At 73.1% G+C, this 22,888-nt stretch carries 19 protein-coding genes; 5 read left to right on the top strand and 14 right to left on the bottom strand.

Annotation, left to right across the window (positions count from 1 at the left end):
* Positions 1 to 22: 22 nt before the first annotated feature.
* Both iolD and H295_RS0110660 read left to right on the top strand, forming a co-directional pair.
* On the top strand, positions 23 to 1,897 hold the full coding sequence (iolD, locus tag H295_RS0110655) for a 3D-(3,5/4)-trihydroxycyclohexane-1,2-dione acylhydrolase (decyclizing) (protein WP_020135347.1): 1,875 nt from the start codon (positions 23 to 25) through the stop codon (positions 1,895 to 1,897).
* A 35-nt stretch (positions 1,898 to 1,932) separates the two neighbouring features.
* On the top strand, positions 1,933 to 2,718 hold the full coding sequence (locus H295_RS0110660; RefSeq protein WP_020135348.1) for a GntR family transcriptional regulator: 786 nt from the start codon (positions 1,933 to 1,935) through the stop codon (positions 2,716 to 2,718).
* Here the strand turns inward: H295_RS0110660 and H295_RS0110665 are convergent.
* The 4 genes from H295_RS0110665 to H295_RS0110680 form a co-directional block, all read right to left on the bottom strand.
* Positions 2,667 to 4,508, bottom strand: coding sequence for a glycoside hydrolase family 15 protein (locus H295_RS0110665; RefSeq protein ID WP_020135349.1), 1,842 nt, complete (start codon positions 4,506 to 4,508; stop codon positions 2,667 to 2,669). The genes H295_RS0110660 and H295_RS0110665 overlap by 52 nt on opposite strands.
* Before the next feature lie 8 nt (positions 4,509 to 4,516).
* Entirely contained in the window at positions 4,517 to 5,536 is a 1,020-nt protein-coding gene (locus tag H295_RS0110670; protein WP_020135350.1) for a dTDP-glucose 4,6-dehydratase, read from the bottom strand.
* A 118-nt stretch (positions 5,537 to 5,654) separates the two neighbouring features.
* Positions 5,655 to 6,995 carry a UDP-glucose dehydrogenase family protein gene (locus H295_RS0110675; protein ID WP_028809243.1) on the bottom strand — a complete coding sequence of 447 codons (1,341 nt, stop codon included), beginning with the start codon at positions 6,993 to 6,995 and terminating at the stop codon, positions 5,655 to 5,657.
* 56 nt (positions 6,996 to 7,051) lie between these two features.
* A complete protein-coding gene (locus tag H295_RS0110680; protein ID WP_020135353.1) occupies positions 7,052 to 8,317 on the bottom strand; it encodes a glycosyltransferase in 1,266 nt (421 codons plus the stop codon).
* Positions 8,318 to 8,479: 162 nt separating this feature from the next.
* Here H295_RS0110680 and H295_RS0110685 point away from each other — a divergent pair, with 162 nt between their 5' ends.
* The gene (locus H295_RS0110685; protein ID WP_020135354.1) at positions 8,480 to 9,481 is read left to right on the top strand and encodes a class I SAM-dependent methyltransferase; all 1,002 of its coding nucleotides are present in this window, start codon (positions 8,480 to 8,482) and stop codon (positions 9,479 to 9,481) included.
* On the opposite strand, the gene H295_RS43085 is transcribed toward H295_RS0110685, so the two are convergent.
* From H295_RS43085 to H295_RS0110710, 5 genes are all read right to left on the bottom strand, one after another.
* A complete protein-coding gene (locus H295_RS43085) occupies positions 9,444 to 10,424 on the bottom strand; it encodes an NAD-dependent epimerase/dehydratase family protein (RefSeq protein ID WP_020135355.1) in 981 nt (326 codons plus the stop codon). The two genes, H295_RS0110685 and H295_RS43085, sit on opposite strands and share 38 nt — an antisense overlap.
* Positions 10,424 to 11,113: a sugar transferase gene (locus H295_RS43090; RefSeq protein WP_020135356.1), complete on the bottom strand. Its 690-nt coding sequence runs from the start codon at positions 11,111 to 11,113 to the stop codon at positions 10,424 to 10,426. The genes H295_RS43085 and H295_RS43090 overlap by 1 nt, the downstream gene beginning before the upstream one ends.
* Positions 11,100 to 12,140 (bottom strand): glycosyltransferase family 2 protein, encoded by a 1,041-nt coding sequence (locus tag H295_RS43095; protein ID WP_158691039.1) that lies wholly within the window; start codon positions 12,138 to 12,140, stop codon positions 11,100 to 11,102. The genes H295_RS43090 and H295_RS43095 overlap by 14 nt, the downstream gene beginning before the upstream one ends.
* Before the next feature lie 17 nt (positions 12,141 to 12,157).
* On the bottom strand, positions 12,158 to 13,222 hold the full coding sequence (locus H295_RS0110705; protein ID WP_020135358.1) for a glycosyltransferase: 1,065 nt from the start codon (positions 13,220 to 13,222) through the stop codon (positions 12,158 to 12,160).
* Positions 13,223 to 13,329: 107 nt separating this feature from the next.
* Positions 13,330 to 14,448: a right-handed parallel beta-helix repeat-containing protein gene (locus tag H295_RS0110710; protein WP_078616621.1), complete on the bottom strand. Its 1,119-nt coding sequence runs from the start codon at positions 14,446 to 14,448 to the stop codon at positions 13,330 to 13,332.
* A 187-nt stretch (positions 14,449 to 14,635) separates the two neighbouring features.
* On the opposite strand from H295_RS0110710, the gene H295_RS0110715 reads away from it, so the two are divergent.
* Together H295_RS0110715 and H295_RS0110720 are read left to right on the top strand one after the other, a co-directional pair.
* Entirely contained in the window at positions 14,636 to 15,637 is a 1,002-nt protein-coding gene (locus tag H295_RS0110715; protein ID WP_020135360.1) for a hypothetical protein, read from the top strand.
* A 7-nt stretch (positions 15,638 to 15,644) separates the two neighbouring features.
* On the top strand, positions 15,645 to 17,138 hold the full coding sequence (locus H295_RS0110720) for an oligosaccharide flippase family protein (protein WP_020135361.1): 1,494 nt from the start codon (positions 15,645 to 15,647) through the stop codon (positions 17,136 to 17,138).
* A 27-nt stretch (positions 17,139 to 17,165) separates the two neighbouring features.
* Here the strand turns inward: H295_RS0110720 and H295_RS0110725 are convergent, their stop codons facing one another.
* The 5 genes from H295_RS0110725 to H295_RS0110745 all read right to left on the bottom strand — a co-directional run bounded on the left by H295_RS0110725 (position 17,166) and on the right by H295_RS0110745 (position 22,888).
* Positions 17,166 to 17,924, bottom strand: coding sequence for a TylF/MycF/NovP-related O-methyltransferase (locus H295_RS0110725; protein ID WP_020135362.1), 759 nt, complete (start codon positions 17,922 to 17,924; stop codon positions 17,166 to 17,168).
* 4 nt (positions 17,925 to 17,928) lie between these two features.
* Positions 17,929 to 19,158 (bottom strand): O-antigen ligase family protein, encoded by a 1,230-nt coding sequence (locus tag H295_RS0110730; RefSeq protein ID WP_020135363.1) that lies wholly within the window; start codon positions 19,156 to 19,158, stop codon positions 17,929 to 17,931.
* A 79-nt stretch (positions 19,159 to 19,237) separates the two neighbouring features.
* A complete protein-coding gene (locus H295_RS0110735) occupies positions 19,238 to 20,716 on the bottom strand; it encodes a polysaccharide biosynthesis tyrosine autokinase (protein ID WP_020135364.1) in 1,479 nt (492 codons plus the stop codon).
* Positions 20,707 to 21,876: a hypothetical protein gene (locus H295_RS0110740; RefSeq protein WP_020135365.1), complete on the bottom strand. Its 1,170-nt coding sequence runs from the start codon at positions 21,874 to 21,876 to the stop codon at positions 20,707 to 20,709. Before H295_RS0110740 ends, H295_RS0110735 begins: the two co-directional genes overlap by 10 nt.
* Positions 21,877 to 21,880: 4 nt before the next feature.
* Complete coding sequence (locus tag H295_RS0110745) at positions 21,881 to 22,888, bottom strand: LCP family protein (RefSeq protein ID WP_020135366.1); 1,008 nt, start codon at positions 22,886 to 22,888, stop codon at positions 21,881 to 21,883.

Raw genomic sequence — 22,888 nt, forward strand, 5'->3', positions numbered from 1 at the left:
ACACGGCACCGGAGAAGTCCTGATGAGCACCACCACCCGCCTGACCGTCGCCCAAGCCCTGGTGCGGTTCCTGTCCGTCCAGTACACGGAGCGGGACGGCGTACGGCACCGGCTGATCGCCGGGACCTGGGGCATCTTCGGTCACGGGAACGTGGCGGGGATCGGACAGGCCCTCCTGGAGGCCGGCGAGGACGCCATGCCGTTCCACCAGGGCCGCAACGAGCAGGCCATGGTGCACGCGGCGGTCGGCCACGCCCGCCAGCTGAACCGGCTGTCGGCCCAGGCGGTCACCACGTCGATCGGCCCGGGCGCCACGAACCTGGTCACCGGCGCGGCCCTGGCCACCATCAACCGCCTGCCGGTCCTGCTGCTGCCCGGCGACTACTTCGCCGCGCGCCCCGCCGACCCGCTGCTCCAGCAGCTGGAGCACCCCACCGAGGCGGACGTGTCGGTGAACGACACCCTGCGCCCGGTCTCCCGGTACTTCGACCGGATCCACCGCCCCGAGGCCCTGATCCCGTCCGCCCTCCAGGCCATGCGCGTCCTGTCGGACCCGGCCGAGACCGGCGCGGTCACCCTCGCACTCCCCCAGGACGTCCAGGCGGAGGCCTACGACTGGCCCGAGGAGTTCCTCGCCGAGCGGGTGTGGCGGGTACGGCGTCCCGCGCCCGACCCGGTGGAACTGGCGGAGGCGGTCCGGGTGATCCGCGCGGCGGCCCGCCCGGTGATCGTGGCGGGCGGCGGCGTCCACCACAGCGAGGCCGAGCAGGCCCTGAAGGACCTCGTGGACACCACCGGCATCCCCGTCACGTCCACCCAGGCGGGCAAGGGCTCCCTGCGCCACGACCACCCCGCCGACCTGGGCGGCATCGGCCACACCGGCACCGCCGTCGCCGACGACCTCGCCCGCACCGCGGACCTGGTCATCGGCGTCGGCACCCGCTACTCCGACTTCACCACCGCCTCCGGCACCCTCTTCCAGAACCCGGACGTGCGCTTCCTCAACCTCAACATCACCGCCTTCGACGCCCACAAGCTGGCCGCGCGGACGCTCGTGTGCGATGCGCGGGCGGGTCTGGAAGCACTGACGTCGGCGCTGGCGGGCCACCGTGTGGACGCGGCGTACGAGGCCGAGTACGGCACCGGCAAGGAGCGCTGGGAGCGGGTCGTGGCGCGGGCCTTCGAGGCCGCCGACGAGCACGCCGTCCCCACCCAGACCCAGCTGCTCGGCGCGCTGGACGCGGTCGTCGGCGACGAGGACGTGGTGATCAACGCGGCCGGCTCGCTCCCCGGCGACCTGCACAAGCTGTGGCGGGCCCGCAGCCCGCGCCAGTACCACCTGGAGTACGGCTACTCCTGCATGGGCTACGAGATCCCGGCGGCGATCGGTGTCCAGCAGGCCACTCCCGACACCCCCGTGTGGGCGCTGGTCGGCGACGGCACCTACCTGATGATGCCGACCGAGCTGGTCACCGCCGTCCAGGAGGGCCTGCCGATCAACCTGGTCCTGATCCAGAACCACGGCTACGCCTCGATCGGCGGCCTGTCGGAGTCGGTGGGCGGCGAGCGGTTCGGCACGGCCTACCGCTACCGGGCCGCCGACGGCACCTTCAGCGGGGCCCCGCTCCCGGTCGACCTGGCCGCCAACGCGGCGAGCCTCGGCATGGACGTGCTGCGCGCCAAGACCGTGCGGGAGCTGCGCGAGGCCCTGGCCGCGGCCCGCGCCTCGGACCGCCCGACCTGCGTGTACGTCGAGACGGACACCGCGAACCCGGCCGCTCCCCCGGCCGAGGCCTGGTGGGACGTGCCGGTGGCCGAGACGGCCTCGCGCGAGGCCGCGGTGGCGGCGCGGACGGAGTACGACCGGCAGACGGCCGCCCGCCGCACCCACCTCTGACCCCCCGTCCCCGACCCGCTGAGGGAGGTACCTCCATGGCGAAGCCCGGTGCCATGTCCCGTGCCGCGACCGCGCCCGCGCTCGACTCGCTGGACTTCGCCCTGGACCGGGGCAGTCCGGTGCCGCTGTACTACCAGCTCGCCCGGCAGCTGGAGGAGGCGATCGAGCACGGCGTGCTGGCCCCGGGGAACCTCCTGGGCAACGAGATCGACCTCTCGATCCGCCTCGGTCTGTCCCGCCCGACCGTCCGCCAGGCCATCCAGACCCTGGTGGAGAAGGGTCTGCTGGTCCGGCGGCGCGGGGTGGGCACCCAGGTGGTGCACAGCCAGGTCAAGCGCCCCCTGGAGCTCAGCAGCCTCTACGACGACCTGGAGGCGGCCGGCCAGGGTCCGGCGACACGGGTGGTCCGCAACGAGACGGTGCCGGCGCCCGCCGACGTGGCCGCCGCGCTGTCCGTGCCGGAGGGCGGCGAGGTCATGCTCCTGGAACGGCTGCGCCTGACCCACGGCCAGCCGGTGGCGCTGCTCTGCAACTACCTCCCCGCCGGGCTGCTCGCCCTGGACAGCGACCGCCTCGAGTCCACCGGCCTCTACCGCATGCTCCGCACGGCGGGCATCACCCTGCACAGCGCCCGCCAGACCATCGGTGCCCGCCGCGCCACCGGGAAGGAGGCCGCCCGGCTCGACGAACAGGAGGGCGCTGCGGTCCTGACCATGCAGCGCACGGCCTTCGACGACACGGGCCGCCCGGTCGAGTACGGCACCCACATCTACCGGGCCTCGCGGTACGCCTTCGACTTCCAGCTGCTCGTCAGGCCCTGAGTTTCCGGGGTGAGGGCGAACGCCGTCTCGACGAGGGCGATGTGGCTGGACGCCTGCGGGGTGTTGCCGAGGTGCCGTCCGGCGTCCGGGTCCCACTGCTCCGCCAGCAGTCCGACGTCGTTGCGTATGTCCAGGACCCGTTCGAAGAGCTCCCGGGCGCGCTCCGGCTGCCCGGTGGCGGCGAGGGCTTCGGCGTACCAGAGGGAGCACGCGACGAAGGTGCCCTCGGTGCCGCCCAGGCCGTCGAGGTCCTGCCCGCCGTCGCCGGTACTGCCCTGGCCGTAGCGGCGCAGGAACCCGCCGTGCTCCAGACGGCGCATCGCGCGCACGGTGCCGAGCACGCGCGGGTCGGTGACGGGCAGGAAGCCGAGACGTGGGATCAGCAGGGCCGAGGCGTCCAGCGCCGGCGAGCCGTAGGACTGAACGAAGGATCGCTGCCCGGCGTCCCAGCCCTCCCGGCAGACCTCGCGGTGGACCTCGTCGCGCAGTGACCGCCAGCGGGCCGAGGAGCCGGTCCGGCCCAGTGCCTCCCCCATGCGCAGGGCGCGGTCGGCGGCCACCCACGCCATGACCTTGGAGTGCACGAACCGCCGGCCGGGGCCGGGCATCTGCCACAGTCCGTGGTCCGGTTCGCGCCAGTGCCGTAGGAGGTGGTCCATGAACGCCTCGACGAGGGTCCATACATGGGCGGGGATCGGGATGCCCGCGCGCAGGGCCAGCCAGAGCGTGTCCAGGACCTCGCCGTAGACGTCGAGTTGGAACTGGTGTGCCGTGGAGTTCCCGAACCGGACCGGGCGTGAGCCGGCGTACCCGGGCAGCCAGGGGGCCTCCGTCTCCGGCAGGAGCCGCTGGCCGCCGACGCCGTAGACGGTCTGGAGGTCGGCGGGGTCGCCCGCGATGGCCCGCACCAGCCAGTCCAGCCAGGCCCTGGCCTCGTCGCGGTATCCGCTGCGCAGGAGGCAGGACAGGGCGAGGGTCGAGTCGCGCAGCCAGCAGAACCGGTGGTCCCAGTTGCGCTCGCCTCCGATGCTGCCGGGCAGTGACGTGGTCGCGGCCGCGACGATGCCGCCGGTGGGAGCGTAGGTGAGGGCCTTGAGGGTGACGAGGGACCGCACCACCGCGTCCCGCCACGGCCCCTGGTACCGGCAGCGGGCGGTCCAGCGGTGCCAGTGGTCGACGGTCTCCTTGAGCACGGTCTCCGCGGGCAGGGGCAGCGGCGCGGGCGGCTCGGGCCGGTGCGAGGGGGCCCAGACCAGCGTCAGCGTGAGCCGGTGTCCGGCGGTCAGGGTCATCTCCCAGTCGACCGTGTCCGGGCCGGGTACGACCCGGACGATGCCGTCGGCGCCCAGCCAGACGGCGTCCGGCCCGGCGACCGCGACGGTGCAGTGGCCGAGGTCCCGCACCCACGGCACGACCCGCCCCTGGTGGAACCGCAGCCGCAGCGCGCTGCGCACGGTCACGCTGCCCGAGAGGCCCTCGACCACCCGCACGAGGCTGGGCAGCCGGGCACGGGGCGGCATGAAGTCGGTGACGCGGACCGTGCCGGCCGGTGTCTCCCACAGCGTGTCCAGGACCAGCGTGCCCGGCCGATAGGCACGGCTCGTGCAGCGGCCGCCGCTCGTCGGCGCCAGACGCCAGAACCCGTTGTCCTCGGTGCCCAGCAGGGCGGCGAGACAGGCCGGGGAGTCGAAGCGGGGCAGGCAGAGCCAGTCGACGGAACCGTCCCTGCCGACCATGGCGGCGGTCTCCTGGTCGCCGACGAGGGCGTAGTCCTCGATGGGCGCGCTCATCGGTGTGTTCATGACCTGAGGTACACCCCCGCCCTGCCCTCGTCGCGTTCGGCCAGGTGCAGCAGCGGCTCCCACCAGGACCGGTGGGTGCGGTACCAGTCGACGGTCTCCGTGAGACCGGCGGCCAGGTCCCGGCGCGGGTCGAAGCCGAGTTCGTCGCGGATCTTCTTGGTGTCGACCGCGTAGCGCCGGTCGTGGACCGTGTGGTCGGTCACGATGCCGACCCGGCTCCAGTCGGCGTCGCAGGCGTGCAGCAGCAGGGCGGTCACATCCCGTACGGACCGCTCGTTCCCGGCGCCGATGTTGTAGACCTCACCGGGGCGGCCGCGGGTGCGGACGAGTTCGATGCCCCGGACGTGGTCGTCGACGTGGATCCAGTCGCGGACGTCGTGTCCGCCGCCGTGCAGGAGGACCGGGCGGCCCTCCAGCAGCAGGCAGATGAAGCGGGGCACGAGCCGCGCGGGGAACTGCCGGGGGCCGTAGGTGGTGCAGCCCCGGGCGACCCGGACGTCGAGGCCGTGGGTGCGGTGCCAGGCCAGCGCGATCAGGTCCGAGGCGGCCTTGGTGGCGGCGCGGGGCGAGTTGGGCCGCAGCGGGTCGGTCTCCGGCCAGGATCCGGCGCGGATCGAGCCGTACACCTCGTCGGAGGAGATGTGCACGAACCGCTTCGGCCCGTGGCGCAGGGCCGCGTCGACGAGGGTCTGGGTGCCGAGCACATTGGTGCGCACGCAGGCCTCGGCCTCGTGGCCCGGCCGGTCGGCGCGGGTCTCGGCGGCGAAGTGCACGACCTGGTCGTGTGCCGTGAGCAGTTCGTCGACGAGTTCCTGGTCGCAGATGTCGCCCCGGACGAAGGCGAAGTGATCCGTACGGCGCAGGTCGTCGAGATCGGCCGGGCGGCCGGCGTGGGTGAGCGCGTCGAGGACGGTCACCGTGACGTCGGCGGGGCCGTCGGGGCCGAGCAGGGCGCGGACGTAGTGCGAGCCGACGAACCCGGCTCCTCCGGTGACCAGGATGCGGGTGCGCGTCATGACGGGACCGGCGCCCTGCTGTGACGGCGGCACACCGGCGGGGCCGCCGCACGTGGGGAGGGTCGGGCTGCGCCGTGGGGGCCGTGCGGGCCCTGGTTCGTGGCCGCCGTGGGCTCGTTCATGGTGTTCCCCCTTGTCGTCGCACGGCCTGCCGGGGCCGGCCCGGGGCGTGCAGGGTCCATCCCGCCGCGCGCCAGGCCGCCGCGTCGAGGGTGTGGCGGGCGTCGACGATCGTCGGGGTGCGCACCACCGTGGCGAGCTCGGCGGGGTCGAGGTCCCGGTACTGGGGCCAGTCGGTCAGGTGCAGCACCAGATCCGCCCGGTCGCACGCCTTGGTGACGTCCGGCGCGAACAGGAGGTCCGGACGTACGGCGCGCGCGTTGTCGGCCGCCTCGGGGTCGTGGACGCGCACCTGCGCTCCCCGCCGTCGCAGCGCCTCGGCGACGGCGAGCGCGGGCGAGTCCCGGACGTCGTCGCTGCCGGGTTTGAACGCGGCGCCGAGGACGCCGATCCGGCGGCCCGTGCAGGACCCGCCGACCAGGTGCGCGGCGAGTTCGACGGTCCGCAGCCGCTGCCGGGAGTTGATCGCGTCGATCTGGCGGAGGAAGGCCACCGACTCACCGAGGCCCAGTTCCTCCACCGCGGCCGCGAAGGCCCGGATGTCCTTGGGCAGGCAGCTGCCGCCGAACCCCAGCCCGGGGACGAGGGAGCCCGGCCCGATACGGGGGTCGGCGCCCATCGCCCCGGCCAGGGCCAGGACGTCGGCGCCGGTGACGTCGCAGATCTCCGCCATGGCGTTGATGAAGGAGACCTTGGTGGCGAGGAAGGAGTTGGAGGCGAGTTTGACCAGTTCGGCGGTGGCGGGGTCGGTGGCGACGAAGGGAGTGCCGAGCCTCGTCAGGGGCGCGTAGACCTCCCGCAGCCGGGCTTCCGCCCACGCGGTCCGGACGCCCGCCACGATGCGTACCGGCCGCGTGGCGTCCTGGACCGCACAGCCCTCGCGCAGGAACTCCGGGTTCCAGGCGACCTCGGCGGCGGTGCCGAGCCGCCCGGCCAGGCGCTGGGCCGTCCCCACCGGCACGGTGGACCTGCCGACGACGAGGACCCGTTCGTCCCGCTCCTCGGGCAGGTGTGCGACCAGCTCGTCCACGGCCGCTTCGACGTACCGCAGGTCCGCGGCGCCGGAACCGGGCAGGGGCGGTGTTCCGACGCAGACGAAGTGGGTGGCGGCGAATCGGGCGGCCTCGGCCGTCGAGGTGGTGAAGCGCAGCCGGCCGCTGTCCACGGCGCGTTTGAGCATCCCGCCCAGACCGGGCTCGAAGAACGGCGGCCGGCCCGCGGTGAGCGCCGCGATCCGCTCCGGGTCGACGTCCGCGCCGAGGACCCGGTGACCGAGGTCCGCCATGCAGGCGGCGTGGACGGCTCCCACGTATCCGGTGCCGATGACGGTGAGGCGCATGTCGATCTCCCGGGGGCGGGCGTGCGGGGGGGCCGTGCGGTGGGCGGCCGGCCGGGTCAGCGGTCGGGGGCCGGGCCGGGCGGCGGGAGGCCGAGCAGCTCGCGGTAGCAGGCGTCGACGGCGGCGCACATGGCCTGCGGGGTGAAGCCCCGGCGGGCCCGGCGCCGGCCCTGACGGCCCATGTCGGCCGCCTGGTGCGGATGGTCGAGCAGCCAGCGCACGGCCCGCGCGGCCCGGTCCGGGTCGGCCGGCGGGACGAGCAGCCCGGTGGCGCCGTGCTCCACCAGGTCGGGCACGCCGTTGACGGCTGTGGCGACGACCGGGCGGGCCGTGGCGAGGGCCTCGGTGAGCGCCCGGCCGAGTCCCTCGTACAGGGACGTGATCACGAAGACGTCCAGCCCGGCGACCAGCCAGGCGGCGTCCGTCCGGTGCCCGGTGAGGGTGAGGTCGACGCCGAGTTCCGCGGCGAGCCGTCGCACGTCCCCCTCCAGCGGCCCCTCGCCGATCATCACGAAGGCGGTGTCCGGACGCTCGGCGTGCAGCGCGGCGGCCATCCGGACGAAGTCGAGGGGGGCCTTCTGGCTGTCGAGCCGGCCGACGGTGCCGACGAGGGCCGTCGTGCGCGGCGTCCCGAGCACGCGGCGGGCGAGCGGGTCGAAGCGTTCGGGGATGTGTGCCAGGTCGACCGCCGACGGGACGACCCGGACGCCTCCCGGTGGGGCGAGGCGCTCCTCGACGACCTGCTCGGCCAGGCGGGGCGCGACGGCGAGGAAGCGGTGGGTGAAGCGCCGGGTGACGCGCTCCAGGCGGCGGTAGAGCAGTCGCCGGCCGCGGGACTGGTACGGGTGGAAGCTGACGCCGTGGAAGGTGTGCACGACCACCGGTGTGCGGCACAGCCGGGCGGCCACCCGCCCGAGGAAGCCGCCCTTGGCGGAGTGGGTGTGCACGATGGTGAACCGCTCGCGCCTGATCAGCCGGGTCAGCCGCCACAGCACCGCCACGTCCGCCGGGGTCAGCGTGTGCCGGAACCCGGGTATCTCGACCGTGCGCAGACCGGCGGCCCGGGCCCGGCCCCAGAGGGAGCCGCCGGGGACTCCGGCGATCCAGACCTCGTAGCGGGCGGGGTCCATGCCCTGGGCCGACAGCAGGGTGTTGCCGCCGGCGCCGGCCTCCAGGCGGGTGATGACATGGAGGACCTTGACGCGGGGCAGCGACGGCGGGGGCGGCAGCTCCGCCGCCGACGCGACCCGCGGGGGCGTGCCCGGCCAGTCGGCGTCACCGGCCGGACGCCCCGAACCGGGGGCCAGTGTCCCGTGCCGCATCGTCCACCACCACTCGTCCACTATCGCCCTAAACCGTATATTTACGGCGTATACGTACATCTTCTCCCGGCAGGCGATCCGGGTCAATCCGGGCGAGGATGTCAGATGGCGAGCCCGGCGCCGGAACAGGCCGTCGGTGATCCCGGGGTCTGAGGAGCGCGCATGGTCCTGGCCGAACTGGACGTCATCAGGCCGCTGTTGGTATGTCCGCGCTGCCGCGCCGGACTGGAGGCCGACCCGGCCGGGACCGGCACCGGAGCGGGAGCCGGCGCCGGTGCAGGGGCCGGTGCGCTGCGGTGCTCCGCGCCGGACTGCGCCTATCACGCCTCCCCGGCGTTTCCCGACGTGGCGGGAGCCCCCGTGCTCGTCGACTTCGAGCACAGCGTGGTGTGCCGGGAGGCCGTCGCCGCCCTCGCGTCCCCCGCGCACGTGCACCGGGGGGCCGACGCGCTGCCGACCCCGCTGCGGCGGATCGCCAAGCCGCCGAACCAGGTTGCGGCCGTCAACATCGACCTGCTGCTGCGCGCTCTGCCGGGCCCGGCGCCGACCTTGCTCGTCGTGGGCGGGGCGACGGTCGGGAACGGGGTGGAGGCGGTCTACCGGGACACGCGCGTGCGGGTGATCGGGTTCGACATCGTCACCAGCCCGGCCACCCAGTTCGTCGCCGACGCCCACCGCATCCCGCTGCGCACGTCCAGCGTCGACGCGGTGCTGGTGCAGGCCGTGCTGGAGCATGTGCTGGACCCCGCGCAGGTGGTCGCCGAGATCCACCGGGTGCTGCGGGACGACGGGCTGGTCTATGCCGAGACACCGTTCCTTCAGCAGGTCCACGCGGGCGCCCACGACTTCACGCGCTTCACCGCGAGCGGCCACCGCTATCTGTTCCGGAGGTTCGAGGAACTCGCCGCGGGGCCCGTCGCCGGCCCCGGCACCCAGATGCTGTGGAGCGTCGACCACCTGGTGCGGGGCCTGACCCGCAGCGCCCTCGCGGGCCGCGCGACCCGGGCCGCGCTGTTCTGGCTGCGCGGCCTGGACCACCTCGTACCGCCGGACTTCGCCCAGGACGACGCGTCGGCGGTCTACTTCCTGGGGCGTCGGCGGGACCGGGAGATGACGGAGGAGGAGATCATCGCCTACTACCGGGGGGCGCAGGGGTCGTCGTGACCGGTGACGCGACCCCCGGCGACGACTCGGCACGCAGCATCGCGGCGAGCCCGGCCCGCAGACCCGTGGCCGGGCGGTAGGCGAAGGCGTTGCGGGCCAGGGTGATGTCGGCGGCGGTGCGGCGGGCGTCCCCGGGACGGGCGGGGCCCGGTACGACCCGTACCGGTGCGTCCAGGTCGCCCAGCAGGCCGATGACCTGACGCAGGGTCACCTCGCTGCCGCCGCCGAGGTTGGCGACGCCGGACCAGGAGGAGAGCGCGGCCGCACGCATCGCGGCGACCACGTCCTGGACGTAGGTGAAGTCACGGCTCTGGCCTCCGTCGCCGTACAGCGGGAAGGGACGGTCGGCGCGGGCGGCCGCGACCAGGCGGGCGAAGGCCATGTCGGGCCGCTGTCCGGGGCCGTAGACGCTGAAGAGCCGCAGCGAGGCGGCCGGGACGCCGAAGACGGTGCGGTAGGTCTCGCACAGCTGCTCCGCGGCGAGCTTGGTGACGCCGTACGGGGACACCGGACGGGGGCGCACGGTCTCCGGCGTCGGGTAGGCCTCGGCGTCGCCGTACACGGACGAGCTGGACGCGAAGACCAGGCGCCGCAGTCCGGTGTCCCGCGCCGCTTCCAGGACCCGCTGGGTCACCAGGACGTTGCGTTCCAGGTAGACGGCGAACTCGGGCCCCCAGGAGCCACGGACGCCGGGCTGGCCCGCGAGGTGGTAGACGGCGTCGGCGTGCGCGAACAGCTGCCGCAGGGGCAGGTCGAGCAGGTCGCCGCGGTGGAAACGGAAGCCCTTGCGGCGCAACAGCCGGTCGAGGTTGTGCCGTTTGCGGGCGGGGTCGTAGAAATCGGTGAGGGCGTCGACCCCGACGACCTCGTCCCCGTGGGACAGCAGGTGAGCGCTCAGGTGGGAGCCGATGAACCCGGCCGCGCCGGTCACCACGGCCCGCATCAGGACCCGCCCCCTCGGCGCTCCCGGGCCTCGTCCCACGGGGTGCGCAGGACATACAGGGCGGTCCGGGCGAGGTACCGCACGACGTTCCGGGCCGTGGCCCGGTCCAGGAACTCCGCGTCCAGGGCGGTGCGCCGGGGCACGAGGACCCTCAGGTAGTACGCCTCGGGGTCCGGGTGGCCGTCGAGCTGGTCGGCGTAGGCGCGGGAGCGGAGCTGGCAGGGGCCGGTGAGGCCGGGGCGGTGCCGGAACACCCACTGGTGCTCGGGCGGATAGCGGCGGGCCAGGTCCGGGACCTCGGGGCGGGGGCCGACCAGGGTCATGTCGCCGCGCAGGACGTTCCACAGCTGCGGAAGTTCGTCGAGGCCGAGCCGGCGCAGCAGTCGGCCGGTGGCCGTGATCCTCGGGTCGGCGCCGCCTGCGACCTGGGGGCCCGCGCTGCCGCTGCGCATGCTGCGGAACTTGTACAGGGTGAACTCCTGCCACCCCTGCCCCGTCCGCGGCTGCCGGAAGAGCACCGGTCGGCCGCTCGTCACGGCGACCAGCAGGGACAGCAGCGCCAGCAGGGGCGCGAGCACCACGAGGAGGGTCAGCGCGACGACGACGTCGAGGACCCGGCGCGACGCCGGGAGCCGCACCGTACCGGTCGCGGGCAGGGTGGCAGGGGGAGTCTCGTCAACGGTGCGCATGGGACGGACCGCCTCTTTTCCTGGTCGTGCCGCCCGACGCCGGGCCGGCCTCGCGCGGGTCGGGCGGCACCGGTGCCGACGGGTCGCTGCGGCGGCCGGTGCGGAGCCAGTGCAGGTACCGCCGGTAGACGGCCGCGGTGGTCCGCAGGTCCGCCCACCGGCCGTGCACGGCGGCGGCCGTCAGCCGCGCGGCCGGCTCCAGGGACAGGGTCAGTGCCGTGAGCAGCCGTGCCCGGGACCTGGGCCAGTGCAGGCAGGCGTAGGTGGTGCGGCTGCACAGCATCAAGTAGTGGCGCCATGGCCCGAGTTGGGAGGAGCTCACGTTCTCCGCGTGGTGCACGCGGGCCTGCCGGAGGTAGTACGAGGGCCAGCCGGCCTCGCGGGCGCGGAAGGCGAGGTCGACGTCCTCCAGGTAGAGGAAGTAGCGCTCGTCGAAGCCGTTCAGCTCGGTGTACAAGGGGCGGCGCACCAGGAAGAACGCTCCGATCACCTGGTCCACCGGTCCCGAGCGGGCCAGCTCCCGCGGTCCGAGGTGGTGCGGGGGGAAGAGCGCGGGGGCCAGCCGGTCCAGGCCGGTCATCTTCCCGACCCAGACCCGCAGGGTGGGAAAGCGCGAGCAGGAGATCCGCGGACGGCCCAGCTCGTCCACCATGAGCCCGCCGAAGATCCCGAAGCCGTCCGCGTCCGGCGTCCCGAGGAACCGGCCGACGGCCCGGAGGGTGTCGGGGTACAGCTGCGCGTCCGGATTGAGGAAGAGCACGAAGTCGCCCGTCCCCCGGTCCGCACCCTGGTTGCAGGCGGCGGCGAACCCGCGGTTGCGCGCGTTGCGCACCACGTCGAGCGGAACGCCGGCGACGGTGTCGCCGGTGGTGAGGTGGTGCAGGGAGTCGTCCGTGGAGGCGTTGTCGACGACGACGATCCGCGTCGGACGCAACAGCGACGTGTCGGTCGCGGCGATCGACCGCAGACAGTCGGCCAGGCAGCGGCCCGTGTTCCAGTTGACGATCACGATGTCGGCGGTCGGCACGGGCCGGTCCCCGCCGGTCACGGGGTCACCGGCCCGAGTTCCAGGGCGGCGGCCCAGCGGGGCAGCCACGCGTCGTACGAGTACCTGCGCCCGGTGATCTCCCGCGCGTTCCGGCCGAGGCCCGCCCGGACGGTCGCGGACGAGTCGATCAGACCGAGGAGCGCGGCGGTCCACTCGTCCCGGTCGCGGGGCGCGGGCATGCCGAACGCGGACAGCAGCTCGGTGTTGACGCCGAGCGGGGTCGCCACGGCGGGGAGCCCGGCGGCGGCGTACTGGAGGAGTTTGTAGCCGCACTTGCCGAGGCTGTAGGCGGTGTGCGCGAGCGGCATCAGCCCGATGTCCATCGCGGACAGGGCCTCCCGCTGGCTGTCCGGGCTCCAGGCGATCCGGTCGATGAAAGGTTCCAGGTCGCCGAGGGAGGGCGTGGTGGTGCCGACGACCGTGACCCGGGCCCCGGTCCGGCGGTGGACCTCCCTGAGCGCCCCGGAGATCAGCAGCAGAGACGCCTCGTTGTGCGGTGAGCCGATCCAGCCGAGCCGCGGCGGGTCGTGCAGCGTGTACGACCTCTTGGGCACGTAGTCCCCGAGGGCCACACAGCTCGGTATCACCACGACGTCGCGGTGGCGTGCGCAGGCCCAGTCGGCCAGCACGGCGTTGCCCGCGATGACCCGGTCCGCGTGCTCCACGGCCACCTGGGCCTTGACCGCCTTGGGGGCGAGTCCGCGGACGAGACCGCCCTCGCCCCGGTCCCACTGCAGGGCGTCGTCGAAGTCGTAGACGGCGAACTCCGCGCTCCTCAGGAGCCGCCGCTCCCACCAGCCGCGGCTGAGCGGGGAGGCCTCACGGTGCAGCAGCAGACGCCGGGGTCCGGCGCGTACGACGTCCGCGAGCCGCAGCTCCGCCCGGGCCAGCGACACCGGGTGCCGCAGGAGGCGGGACGGGGCGGCGTCGGACAGGGAGAGATAGCTGCCGACGGCGAAGTCCGTGCCGATGCGGTCGAGCCACTCGAAGACACGGACCCGCGAGCTTCCGGCACCCCGGCCGTAGGGGGTGATCGCGAAACAGTCCGAGCCGTGATCCACAGATGCTCACCCCGAAACAGTGGGTCGAGTCTGTATATTTACGATGTATACGTACACCCTAACCACGGGATACGGAGCGCCACAACCGCTCGGACGGGAAGATCCTTCTAGGAAATCTGCGTACCGACGTCGGTGAACGTGTTCCCCGAGGTGTCCCCGAGATAGGAGAAGTAGTTCAGGATCGCCGGGGAGAGATTCGTGAACCGGTTGTTCGTGATGTCGGGCCTGATGCCGTAGTTCAGCTCGACCCCCGCACCCCCGGCGTCATGGATCTCGTTCGCCGTGACGGAGATCGTGCTCGTGTTCAGCGTTCCGCTGTTGTCGCCGATGATCAGGCAGCCGGCGCTCAGCCCGGCGCCGCTGATATCGTTGTTCCGGAACACGATGTTCGTGCCGACGCAATTGAACATGGCCGCGAGAATTCCGTACCGGGAACCGGTGCCGGAAAGAGCCGCCCGCGTGATCGTGTTGTACTCGACCAGAATGTCGGAGATCACGTCCGTGACGGCGTTCCGCTCGACGTCGATCGCACCCGGCATATCGGGCCGGGCCATGTCGGTGAACGTGTTGTGGTGGATGTGCACGTTCGTTCCCGAGGTGACACTGACGCCGTTGCGGTTGCTGTTGGCCCCGGTGAACGTGCAGTCGCGGACCTCGATGGTGTGCCCGGTGGCCCCGGCGGAGCCGACGTTGATGTACACGCCGTCGCCGATGATGTTGTAGAAGTCGCAGTTCATGACCAGGACATTGCTGATATCGCCGTGCACCCTGATCTGGTGGCGGTGCTGGTTCCAGACACCGTTCTGGTTCTGTATGTTCCCGTCGAACTTCAGGTCGTCGACGGTGACACCGTTTCCGCCGACGCGAAGGATGCCGTCGTCGCTGCTGTCCGTGGTGGTCGCGTTCGCGGTCCTGAGGACCGCACCGTTGCCCTCGACATAACAGCCGGCCGGAATCAGCAGATCCTCGACGAGGTACGTCCGGCCGGCCGGGAAACGCAGCCGCTTGCCGGCGGCCGCATTCGCGGCGAGCTGGGGCGTCGCGTAGTCCGTGACGAGGACGACGTCGGTACTCGTCGCGCCCTTGGCGGGACGCGGCGGCTTCGCCGCGAGCAACGGCAGGGACATCAGTCCCAGCATCGATCTGCGGGACAGCGATCCCGACCCGGAAAAAACGCCCACGGACAAACCTCCTGAACACCATGCGGCCGACGGGTCCCGGAGCATATGTCGACAAACCGATTACCGGAACTGACGGAACTCGGCACGGAAGCGCACATCCGCCTGAATCGCCGCACGCAGACGGCGGATTGGCCCCGCATGTGGCATCGGCCACAGGCCCGGGCCGCCGCATGAGGATCATGTAATTCTATGCATACAGGACAGTTGGTTCATACCGCCATAGAATCAAACAGTGGACGACTCCCCCGTACTGCCGGGCACGGCGTTCTACACGGTCGCCGACCGGCGGTTCTTCCCCGGGCTGGTGGCGCTGCTCAACTCCCTGCGGTTGACGGGCCACGAGGAGCCCCTGGTCGTCGTGGACATCGGCCTGTCGTCCGAGCAGCGGGTGCTGCTCGCGGACCACGTCGTCCTCGTGGAGCCGCCCTCGCCCGACATGCCCGCCGTGTTCGTCGCCCCCTACGGTCCCTTGCGCCGCCCCGCGGAGGTCGCGGTCCTCATCGACGCGGACATCATCGTCACCCGGCCGCTGACGGAACTCACCGAGGCGGCCCGTCAGGGGCGCATCGTGGCCTTCGTCGACTGCCTGCCCAACAGCCACCGCTTCCATCCCGAGTGGGAGACCACCCTCGGCCTCGGCCCCCTGCGTCGCCGGCGCTATCTGAACGCCGGTTTCCTCGCCTACCCGCACGCCCTGACGGAACGGCTCCTGCCGCCGTGGACCGAGGGGCAGCGGACCGTCGGCGTCGCGCACAGCAGATACGGCAGCGCGACCCTGGACGACCCCTTCTACTTCGCCGACCAGGACGTGCTCAACGCGGTGCTCGCCGCCCGGTTCGAGCACGACGAGCTCCTCGTCCTCGACCACCGGCTGGCCCCCCACCCGCCGTTCCCCGGCCTCGAGCTGGTCGACCGGGACCGTCTGACGTGCCGGTACGCCGACGGAACCGAGCCCTTCCTCCTCCATCACGTGCTGGCCAAACCGTGGCTCAGGGCGACCCGGGACACCGTCTACTCCACGCTCATGACCCGGCTGCTCCTGGCGCCCGATGTCCCGCTGCGGCTGGACCCGCCGGCCTTGCCGCTGCGGCTGCGCGAGGGGCGGGCCGCCGCTCTCGACCGGCGCCGGGCCGACGCGGTGACCCTCGTCCACGACCAGGGCCGGCACCAGCTCGGCCGGTTCGGCATCAGGACCCGGCTGGCCCGCCGGCGCGCACGGCGGAACGCCGGCTGACCTCGGCATGGGTGCCGGGCGACCGCACGGCGAGGACGAGGTCCTCACGGGCAGCGAGCTGAAACGGCGCGCCAAGGCGGGCGTCTTCGTCGTCAGCACCCGCGGACTGGTGATCCTCCTGCTGGGGTTCGCCGGGAACGTGGTCGTGGCCCGGCTGCTCGAACCCCGGGACCTCGGCGTGGTCGCCGTCGGCATGTCCTTCGTGCTGTTCGCCGGGCTCGTCTCCGACGGCGGTCTGGGCGCCGGGCTCATCCGACGGGAGCAGCCCCCGAGCGGCGAGGAGCTCGGCGCCCTGAGCGCGCTGCAACTGGGCCTGACGCTGGCGATGACGGCGCTCGCCGCGGCGGTGGCGGTCCCGCTCGGCCGGGTCGCCTGGGTGACCGCCGTCATGGTCGCCTCCATGCCGTTCGTCGCCCTCCAGTTCCCCGGCCGGATCCTGCTGGAGCGAGCCCTGCTGTACCGGCGGCTGGTGGCCGTGGAGATGTCCCAGGTGCTGTGCTACCAGGCGTGGGCGATCGGCACCGTGGCGGCCGGGTTCGGGGTGTGGGGGCTCGCCACCGCGACCGTGGTCCGGGCCCTGACCGGGGCGGTGGTGATGGCGTTCGTGTGCCCCGACGGGCTGGTGCGGCCCCGGCCGACGTTCCGGCTCATCCGACCGCTCGTCGGGTTCGGCCTGCGGTTCCAGGCGGTCAACGCGACCTGGCTGCTGCGCGACCAGCTCCTCAACGTGTGCGTCGCGGCTCTCGGCGGGGTCGCCCAGCTGGGCCTGTGGGCCCTGGCCAAACGGCTGATGGAGGTGCCGTACCTGATCCTCCAGTCGCTGTGGCGGGTCTCGTTCCCCACGATGTCCCGGCTGGTCTCCGACCGGGACCGCAGCACACGCCTGGTGCAGCAGGCCGTCGAGATCACCTCGGTCGGCATGGGCTTCGTCCTGACCACGCTCGCCGGTTCCGCGCCGGGGCTGGTGCCCGGTCTCTTCGGGCCCCAGTGGCGGGACGCGGCCGCGGCCGTGCCCGGCGCCTGTCTGGGGCTGGCCGTGGGCGGGTCGGTCTCGGTGGCCGCCCAGGGCTATCTGTACGCGCTCGGTGACGCACGGACCGTGCTGCGGGCGGGCATCCTCCAGGCGGTGACCTGGTTCGCGGTCACCGTGCCGCTGCTCGTGCCGCTCGGGGTGGCGTCCGTGGGCCTCGGCTGGTGCGCGGCGGGGGTGGTGGAGGCGCTGGTGATCGGCCGGGCGACCACACGCAGCATTCCCGTGCGGCTGGCCCGCCCGCTCATCGCTCCCGTCCTCGCCGGCGTGGGCGCGTCCGCGCTGGGCTGGACGGTGTCCGCACGGGGTGGCGGCACCCTGTGGTCCGGTCTCGCGGGCGGCGGCTGCGCCGCGGCCCTCTTCGCGGTCGCCATGACGGTGGCCGACCGGCAGCTGGTGCGGCGCACGTGCGGGTTCGCCGCGAGCTCGGTCCGCGCGGCACTGTCCCACGGGGCGGCGGAAGGGGGGTGAGCCGGTTGCTCGACGAGCCGCCGGCTCTCAGGGCTTGACCGCGATCCGCCCTTCGTCCATCCGCAGCAGCAACAGCCGCTCACCGGTCCGTTCCAGGAACTCGTCCACCGCCCGGCGTGATCCCTGCCAGGTGCCGTAGTCGTCGATCAGCAGGACTCCGCCGGGGACCAGACGCGGGTACAGGTGCTCCAGTTCGTGCCGGGTGGAGGCGTACCAGTCCGTGTCGAGGCGCAGGATCGCGATCTGCTCGGGCGCGTGTTCGGGCACGGTCTCCTCGACCAGGCCCCGCACATAGTGGATCCGCTCCTTCGGGTAGGGGATCGGCGCGAAGCCCGACTTGACGTCCTCGAGGCTCGCCACGGCCCTGATCAGACTGTCCGGGTCGGCGTCGGCGAGCAGGCGGTCGGCCGGTTCCCCGTCGTGTCTGCGGTCGTGCCGGGTCGGCGGCGGCATGCCCTCGAAGGTGTCGAAGAGGAACAGCTCGCGGTCGGCTGCGCCGAGCGAGAGAAGAGTGCGGGCCACGGCGTGCATGCTGCCGCCCCGCCAGACCCCGCACTCCACCACCGTGCCCGGGACGCGGTGGCGCACGACGTAACGGGTCGCCAGGATCAGCGCGTTGACCCGCTCGGCAGGCGTCATGGAGTAGGGCCGGACCGCCGCGATCACCGCTTTCGCCTCCTCGTCGTAGTCGGCGGGGTAGGCGGCCGCGGCCGACCGGGGCACCCGCCGGACCTCGCATCCCGTGACGCGCCGCAGTCCCGCGTTGGCCCTTCGCTTCCATGACATGGCGTCAGCTCCTCGTGCCGGAGGGCGACAGCCCGCCCGGGTCGGTCTCGGACGCGCGGACCCACGCGGTGGCGAGCCCGACGGAGAGGTAGAAGAGCACCCGGAGGACCGTGCCCTCGAAGCTCGACTCGACCGCGAAGACGACGAGTTGGGCGACGAGCGTGAACCCGACGACCCGGGCGGCCCCGCTGGTGCGCCACCGGGAGAAGAAGAACACGGCCGTCCCGACCAGGACGAGCGAGACGAGGCCGCCCAGCAGGACCCCGAAGTACACCATCTGCTGGAGATAGGTGTTGTGGACCCGCGCCAGGTTCGCCATGCCGTCGGGAGCCGCTCCCCCGCCGTAGCCGAGGAACGGCCGCTCGGCGATCTTCTCGACGGCCTCGACGGCGAACTCCGAACGGATGAGGACGTTGGCCGGGCTGAACCGGCTGGCCACCAGGGCGTGCGGGAGCAGCCGGTACAGCAGCACGACGGCGATCACGGCCACCGCCAGGGCGGCGACGGCCTTTCCGAACACCCGGCCGCCCACCTGCCGGCTCCGCAGCAGGCTTCCCAGCGCCGCGAGGACCGCCGCCGTCAGGAGTCCGAGGACGACCCCGCGGGAGAGCGTCGCGAGGACCGCGGCGAGCGTGACGCATCCGGCCACGGTGAACCACCGCTCGTGCCGCACATGGCCCCAGTACAGGAGCAGCGGGACGAAGAAGGCCAGTACCGTGGCGAGATTGTTCGAGGGGCCCAGGGCGGGGTGGGAGAGCCTCGTGTAGTACGAGAGATACCGGTCGGAGTCGGTGGGCAGCCCGGGCTCCTCGGGACCGAACCCGGGCACGCGCAGCAGGAGCAGCACGGCGGGCACGACGAGCAGACAGGCGTAGCGCCTGATGTACGTCATGACACGGCCCGGTGAGGCGCCGCGGAGTTCCCGCACGACGAAGAGGTAGGCGACGAGGCCCTCCAGGTAGACGAGCGTGGCGCGGAAGGTCGTGCTCGGGTCCTGCGTCCACAGCATCGACAGGCCGCAGACGACGGCCGGGACGCTCAGCAGGGCGAAGAGCCCCGGGTAGCCGAGGTCCAGCGGCTTGCAGGCCAGGTCGAGGAAGAGGGTCAGGGCGGCGACGGCCAGCAGGACGTCCAGCACGGAGACCGAGTCGATCCCCGGCACGGCCCTGAACACGCGCACCGGCATCGCGGCCGCGATCAGGACCAGCGCCAGCAGGACGCGGGGGCGTGCCACGGAACCTGGTCCCGGGTCCGGGCGGGCGGGTGCGCGCGCGGTCGTCATGAGCCGGCCCCGCTCCGGGTCCCGGGCGTCCTCACCGGGGTTCCGCCTTCGGGGTGCGCCGGGGCCCGGCGCCGTTTCCCGGGGACCATTCCGCCGTGTGGGACCTGCCGCGGTCCTCACGGCGCACATCACGCCCGTTCAGACGGGCGGGCGGGGAGACCGCCGGCACGTACGGCCTGCTGCGCCGCCCCCGCTCCCCGCTGAGCACGGCGCCCAGCACGCCGACGCCGACCGAGCGCAGGCGCTGGACCGACTGGACGAAGTCCGGTACGCGGGTGGCCCTGGCCTCCGCCACGAGGATCACCTGTCCCACGGCCCGGGCCACGACCGTCGCGTCGCTCCGGGTCAGCACGGGAGGTGCGAGGAAGACCACGGCGTCGGCCCGTGCGGTGAGCCGGCCGCGCAGGTCGGCGACCTCCGCCTGGCGCAGCGGCGGGGCCTCGGAGCCGGGTTCCGCGACGCGTCCGGCGAGGACCCGCAGCGGCACGTCGTCGCGCCAGGTCCGCAGGGCCTCGTCGAGGGAGACCCGGCCGTCCAGGACGTCCGCCGACGCCCAGGAGGACGACACGCCGAGCAGGTCGGCCAGTTGGGGGCGGGAGCCCTGGGCGTCGACCAGGATCGTCCGCGTGCCGTTCTCGGCAAGGGCGATCGCCAGCCCGGCGGCGACGCCGGCCGGCTCGTCCCCGCCGAGGGGCGAGGTCACCACATATGCCCTGGCCCCGGGTCCGCGGGCGGGGATCTCGGTCGTCAGGGCCAGCCACCGGAAGGCCTGGGCCCGGAGCGGCCCGTCGGGCAGCCCCGTCCGGAACTCCCGGTCCCGGTTCCGCCCGCCCCGGGGCAGGACGCCCAGGACGTCGACGTCCGTGTTCTGCTCCAGGTCCTGCACGTCCCGGATCCGGGTGTCCGTGACCTCACGGCCGACCGCCCACACCAGCCCGAGGAACAGGCCCACGGCGAGTCCGAGGAGGATGTCGAAGCTCTTGTGCGGGGAGACCGGTCCGTCGAGGAGCTGCACCGGCTCCAGCGTCCTGACGTTGATCACGGGTGCCTTTCCGTCGCCCTGCTGCCCGGAGTTCTCCGCGGACGAGACGATCCTGGAGAACGCCGGTCCCAGCGCCTGCGCGATCTCCCGGGCCCGCTGGGCCGAACGGTCCTTCACCGTGACGTCGATGACCGCGGTGTCGGTCGGATTGTCCGCGGTGATGTGGCTCTTCATGTGCTCCACCGAGTACGGCAGCCCCAGTTGGTCGGTGAGCTGCCGCAGCACGGACTGCCCGGTCAGCAGGGTCGTGTACGACTTGGCGCGCTGCTGGGACAGGAGCGCGCCCTGGTAGGCCTGGCTGGAGTCCTCCCCCGGGGCGGAGACGGTCACCAGCATCTGGGCCTTGGCCGCGTAGACCGGCGACTGCGACTGGGCCACGGCGGCCCCGGCGGCCGCGCCCAGGAGCGTCAGCAGGAGGATCGCCACCCAGTGGAAGCGCAGCAGACGGCGATAGGCGTTCAGGTCCATGTCGAGTCCCTGGAGGGATGGGGGTCGTCGCCGAGCAGGTGTTCCAGCGGACGCAGGGTCTCGTCCCAGCTCAGACGCTCGGCCTGGGCGTACGCCTCGTCGCTGACCGACCGCCACCGGCGCTCCTCGCCCAGGTCCCCGACGACGGCACGGAAGGTGTCCTCGGTGTAGACCACCGAGCCGCGCAGCAGGTCCAGATGGCGCCGCCAGGCGGGGACCAGCACGGGCAGGCCGTACGACAGGTACTGGACGTGTTTGGAGGAGAACCCCTCGCGGCGCAGCTGGTCCTCGCTGCACGTGACCAGTCCCAGCTGGTAGTTCCGCAGTACGTCGGTCGAGGGGGCGTAGCCGAGGTAGTGGAGGCCGAGCGCGGGGTCGGGCGGGGGGCCGCCGTAGACGTCGATGCGGGGGTACAGCGCGGACAGGCGCGCGAGCAGGGCCGGGTTGTTGAAGCCGGCGGTCACATTGCCGAGGTAGACGATGCGCGGCGGGGCGGCGAACTCCGCCCGCCGGGGCGAGGGAGCGCAGCCGAAGTTGAGTGACATCAGGTTGCGCCCGCTGATCCCGTAGTGCTCGACCGCGTAGCGCGCGTACGAGTCCCAGTGCAGGGCCAGGTGGTCGACGCCCTCGAAGACGGCCGTCTCCAGCCGTCGCAGCTTGTGGTGCTGCCGTTCGGTCACCCGGCCGTCGAAGTACACCTCGTCAGCCCACGGGGCCGGGGCGTCGTAGAGCGTGCGGGCCGAGGTGGCCTCGGTCAGCACCCCGGCGTCGTAGACGGTCTCGCAGATCACCAGGTCGAAGTCGTCCAGGGGCAGCTCCCGTCTGAGGATCGCGCGCCGCAGCCGGTGGTCGGCCACGAGCAGGTAGTAGGACAGGTGCCGTCGTCCGAAACGCCAGCGCCGGGTCAGCACGGCCGAGGTCGCCTCGGTCGCCCACAGCGCCGTCTTGCGGAGGCCGGGCGCGGGGAGCCTGCCCGCGAGCCGTGCCGGGGCGCGCCGTGACCTGCTGAGGTGGTAGGTGTCGACGAGCCGCACGTCGTGCCCGCGTTGCCGCAGGAAGCGCTGGATCTCGACGGGCTTCACGCCGTTGGCGTAGGCGTCGAGCTGGCAGATGACGAGGACGCGCCTGGTTGCTGTCGCCCTCGTGGGCACGCTGGTCAACGGACTACCTCCTCGCGGTGGCGGGTTCCTTTCCCGGGCGGTCCCCGGCTTCGAGGGCGCGGACCTGTGCGCGCAGCGCCGGCCGGTCGAGGATCAGCGCGTACTGGCCGCGGATCATCTCCGACCGGATGACCGGCGCGGTGGCGAACCGGGTGTTCGCCGAGTTCAGGTGACGCAGCCCGAGGGCCAGGTCGCGCAGGTCCCCGTTGGACATCCGGTCGTCGACGCTCACCGCGCGCGTGATCGCGTCGAGCATGCGGCCGGTGGCGAGCGGGTCGGTGACGCTGATGTCGGCGCGGACCTGGCCGACGAGGCTGTGCAGGAACTGCTGCTGGCGTTTGATGCGATCCAGTTCGCCGCCGGGCAGGCCGTGCCGCTGGCGGACGTAGGCCAGCGCCTGTTCGCCGTTCAGGACGTGGGTGCCGGCCATGAAGTGCCGGTGCTGCTCGGGGTCGTAGGTGTCGCGGTCGATGGTGACGGGGACGCCGCCGACGGCGTCGGTGAGGGCGCGGAAGCCGTGCCAGTCGATGACGCCGAAGTGGTCGACGCGGGTGCCGGTCAGCTGCTCCACGGTCCGGATGAGCAGGGGCGGCCCGCCCCAGGAGAACGCGGCGTTGATCTTCGCCGAGCCGTGACCGGGGATCGGGACCCAGCTGTCCCTGGGCAGGGACAGGGTGGAGGCGCTGCGTTCGTCGCCGCTGAGGTGCACCAGCATGAGCGTGTCGCTGCGCTGTGCGCCGTACCTCCACAGCGGGCCGGTGGCGTCGCTGCCGGTGGTCGGGCGCCGGGAGCGGCTGTCGACGCCGGCGAGCAGGAAGGTCGTACCGCCGTCGTGGCCGGGGGGCTTGGGCGGGCGGGGGCCCTTGGGGAAGGCGTCGGGAATGCGGGTGACCTGGTCGCCGTAGTGCTCCGTGGCCCACCAGAAGCCGCCCGCCCCGAGGCCCAGCAGGGCGAGGACGGTGACCAGGGCGACCACCAGGAAGCGGCGCAGCAGATGGCGGGGGCGCCGCAC

The sequence above is a fragment of the Streptomyces sp. 351MFTsu5.1 genome (assembly GCF_000383655.1).
Lineage (GTDB): Bacteria > Actinomycetota > Actinomycetes > Streptomycetales > Streptomycetaceae > Streptomyces > Streptomyces griseorubiginosus.

Coding starts and splice junctions, on each gene's coding strand:
- iolD (WP_020135347.1), top strand. CDS start 23: ATGAGCACCACCACCCGCCTGACCGTCGCCCAAGCCCTGGTGCGGTTC.
- H295_RS0110660 (WP_020135348.1), top strand. CDS start 1,933: ATGGCGAAGCCCGGTGCCATGTCCCGTGCCGCGACCGCGCCCGCGCTC.
- H295_RS0110665 (WP_020135349.1), bottom strand. CDS start 4,508: ATGAGCGCGCCCATCGAGGACTACGCCCTCGTCGGCGACCAGGAGACC.
- H295_RS0110670 (WP_020135350.1), bottom strand. CDS start 5,536: ATGACGCGCACCCGCATCCTGGTCACCGGAGGAGCCGGGTTCGTCGGC.
- H295_RS0110675 (WP_028809243.1), bottom strand. CDS start 6,995: ATGCGCCTCACCGTCATCGGCACCGGATACGTGGGAGCCGTCCACGCC.
- H295_RS0110680 (WP_020135353.1), bottom strand. CDS start 8,317: ATGCGGCACGGGACACTGGCCCCCGGTTCGGGGCGTCCGGCCGGTGAC.
- H295_RS0110685 (WP_020135354.1), top strand. CDS start 8,480: ATGGTCCTGGCCGAACTGGACGTCATCAGGCCGCTGTTGGTATGTCCG.
- H295_RS43085 (WP_020135355.1), bottom strand. CDS start 10,424: ATGCGGGCCGTGGTGACCGGCGCGGCCGGGTTCATCGGCTCCCACCTG.
- H295_RS43090 (WP_020135356.1), bottom strand. CDS start 11,113: ATGCGCACCGTTGACGAGACTCCCCCTGCCACCCTGCCCGCGACCGGT.
- H295_RS0110710 (WP_078616621.1), bottom strand. CDS start 14,448: ATGCTCCGGGACCCGTCGGCCGCATGGTGTTCAGGAGGTTTGTCCGTG.
- H295_RS0110720 (WP_020135361.1), top strand. CDS start 15,645: ATGGGTGCCGGGCGACCGCACGGCGAGGACGAGGTCCTCACGGGCAGC.
- H295_RS0110725 (WP_020135362.1), bottom strand. CDS start 17,924: ATGTCATGGAAGCGAAGGGCCAACGCGGGACTGCGGCGCGTCACGGGA.
- H295_RS0110735 (WP_020135364.1), bottom strand. CDS start 20,716: ATGGACCTGAACGCCTATCGCCGTCTGCTGCGCTTCCACTGGGTGGCG.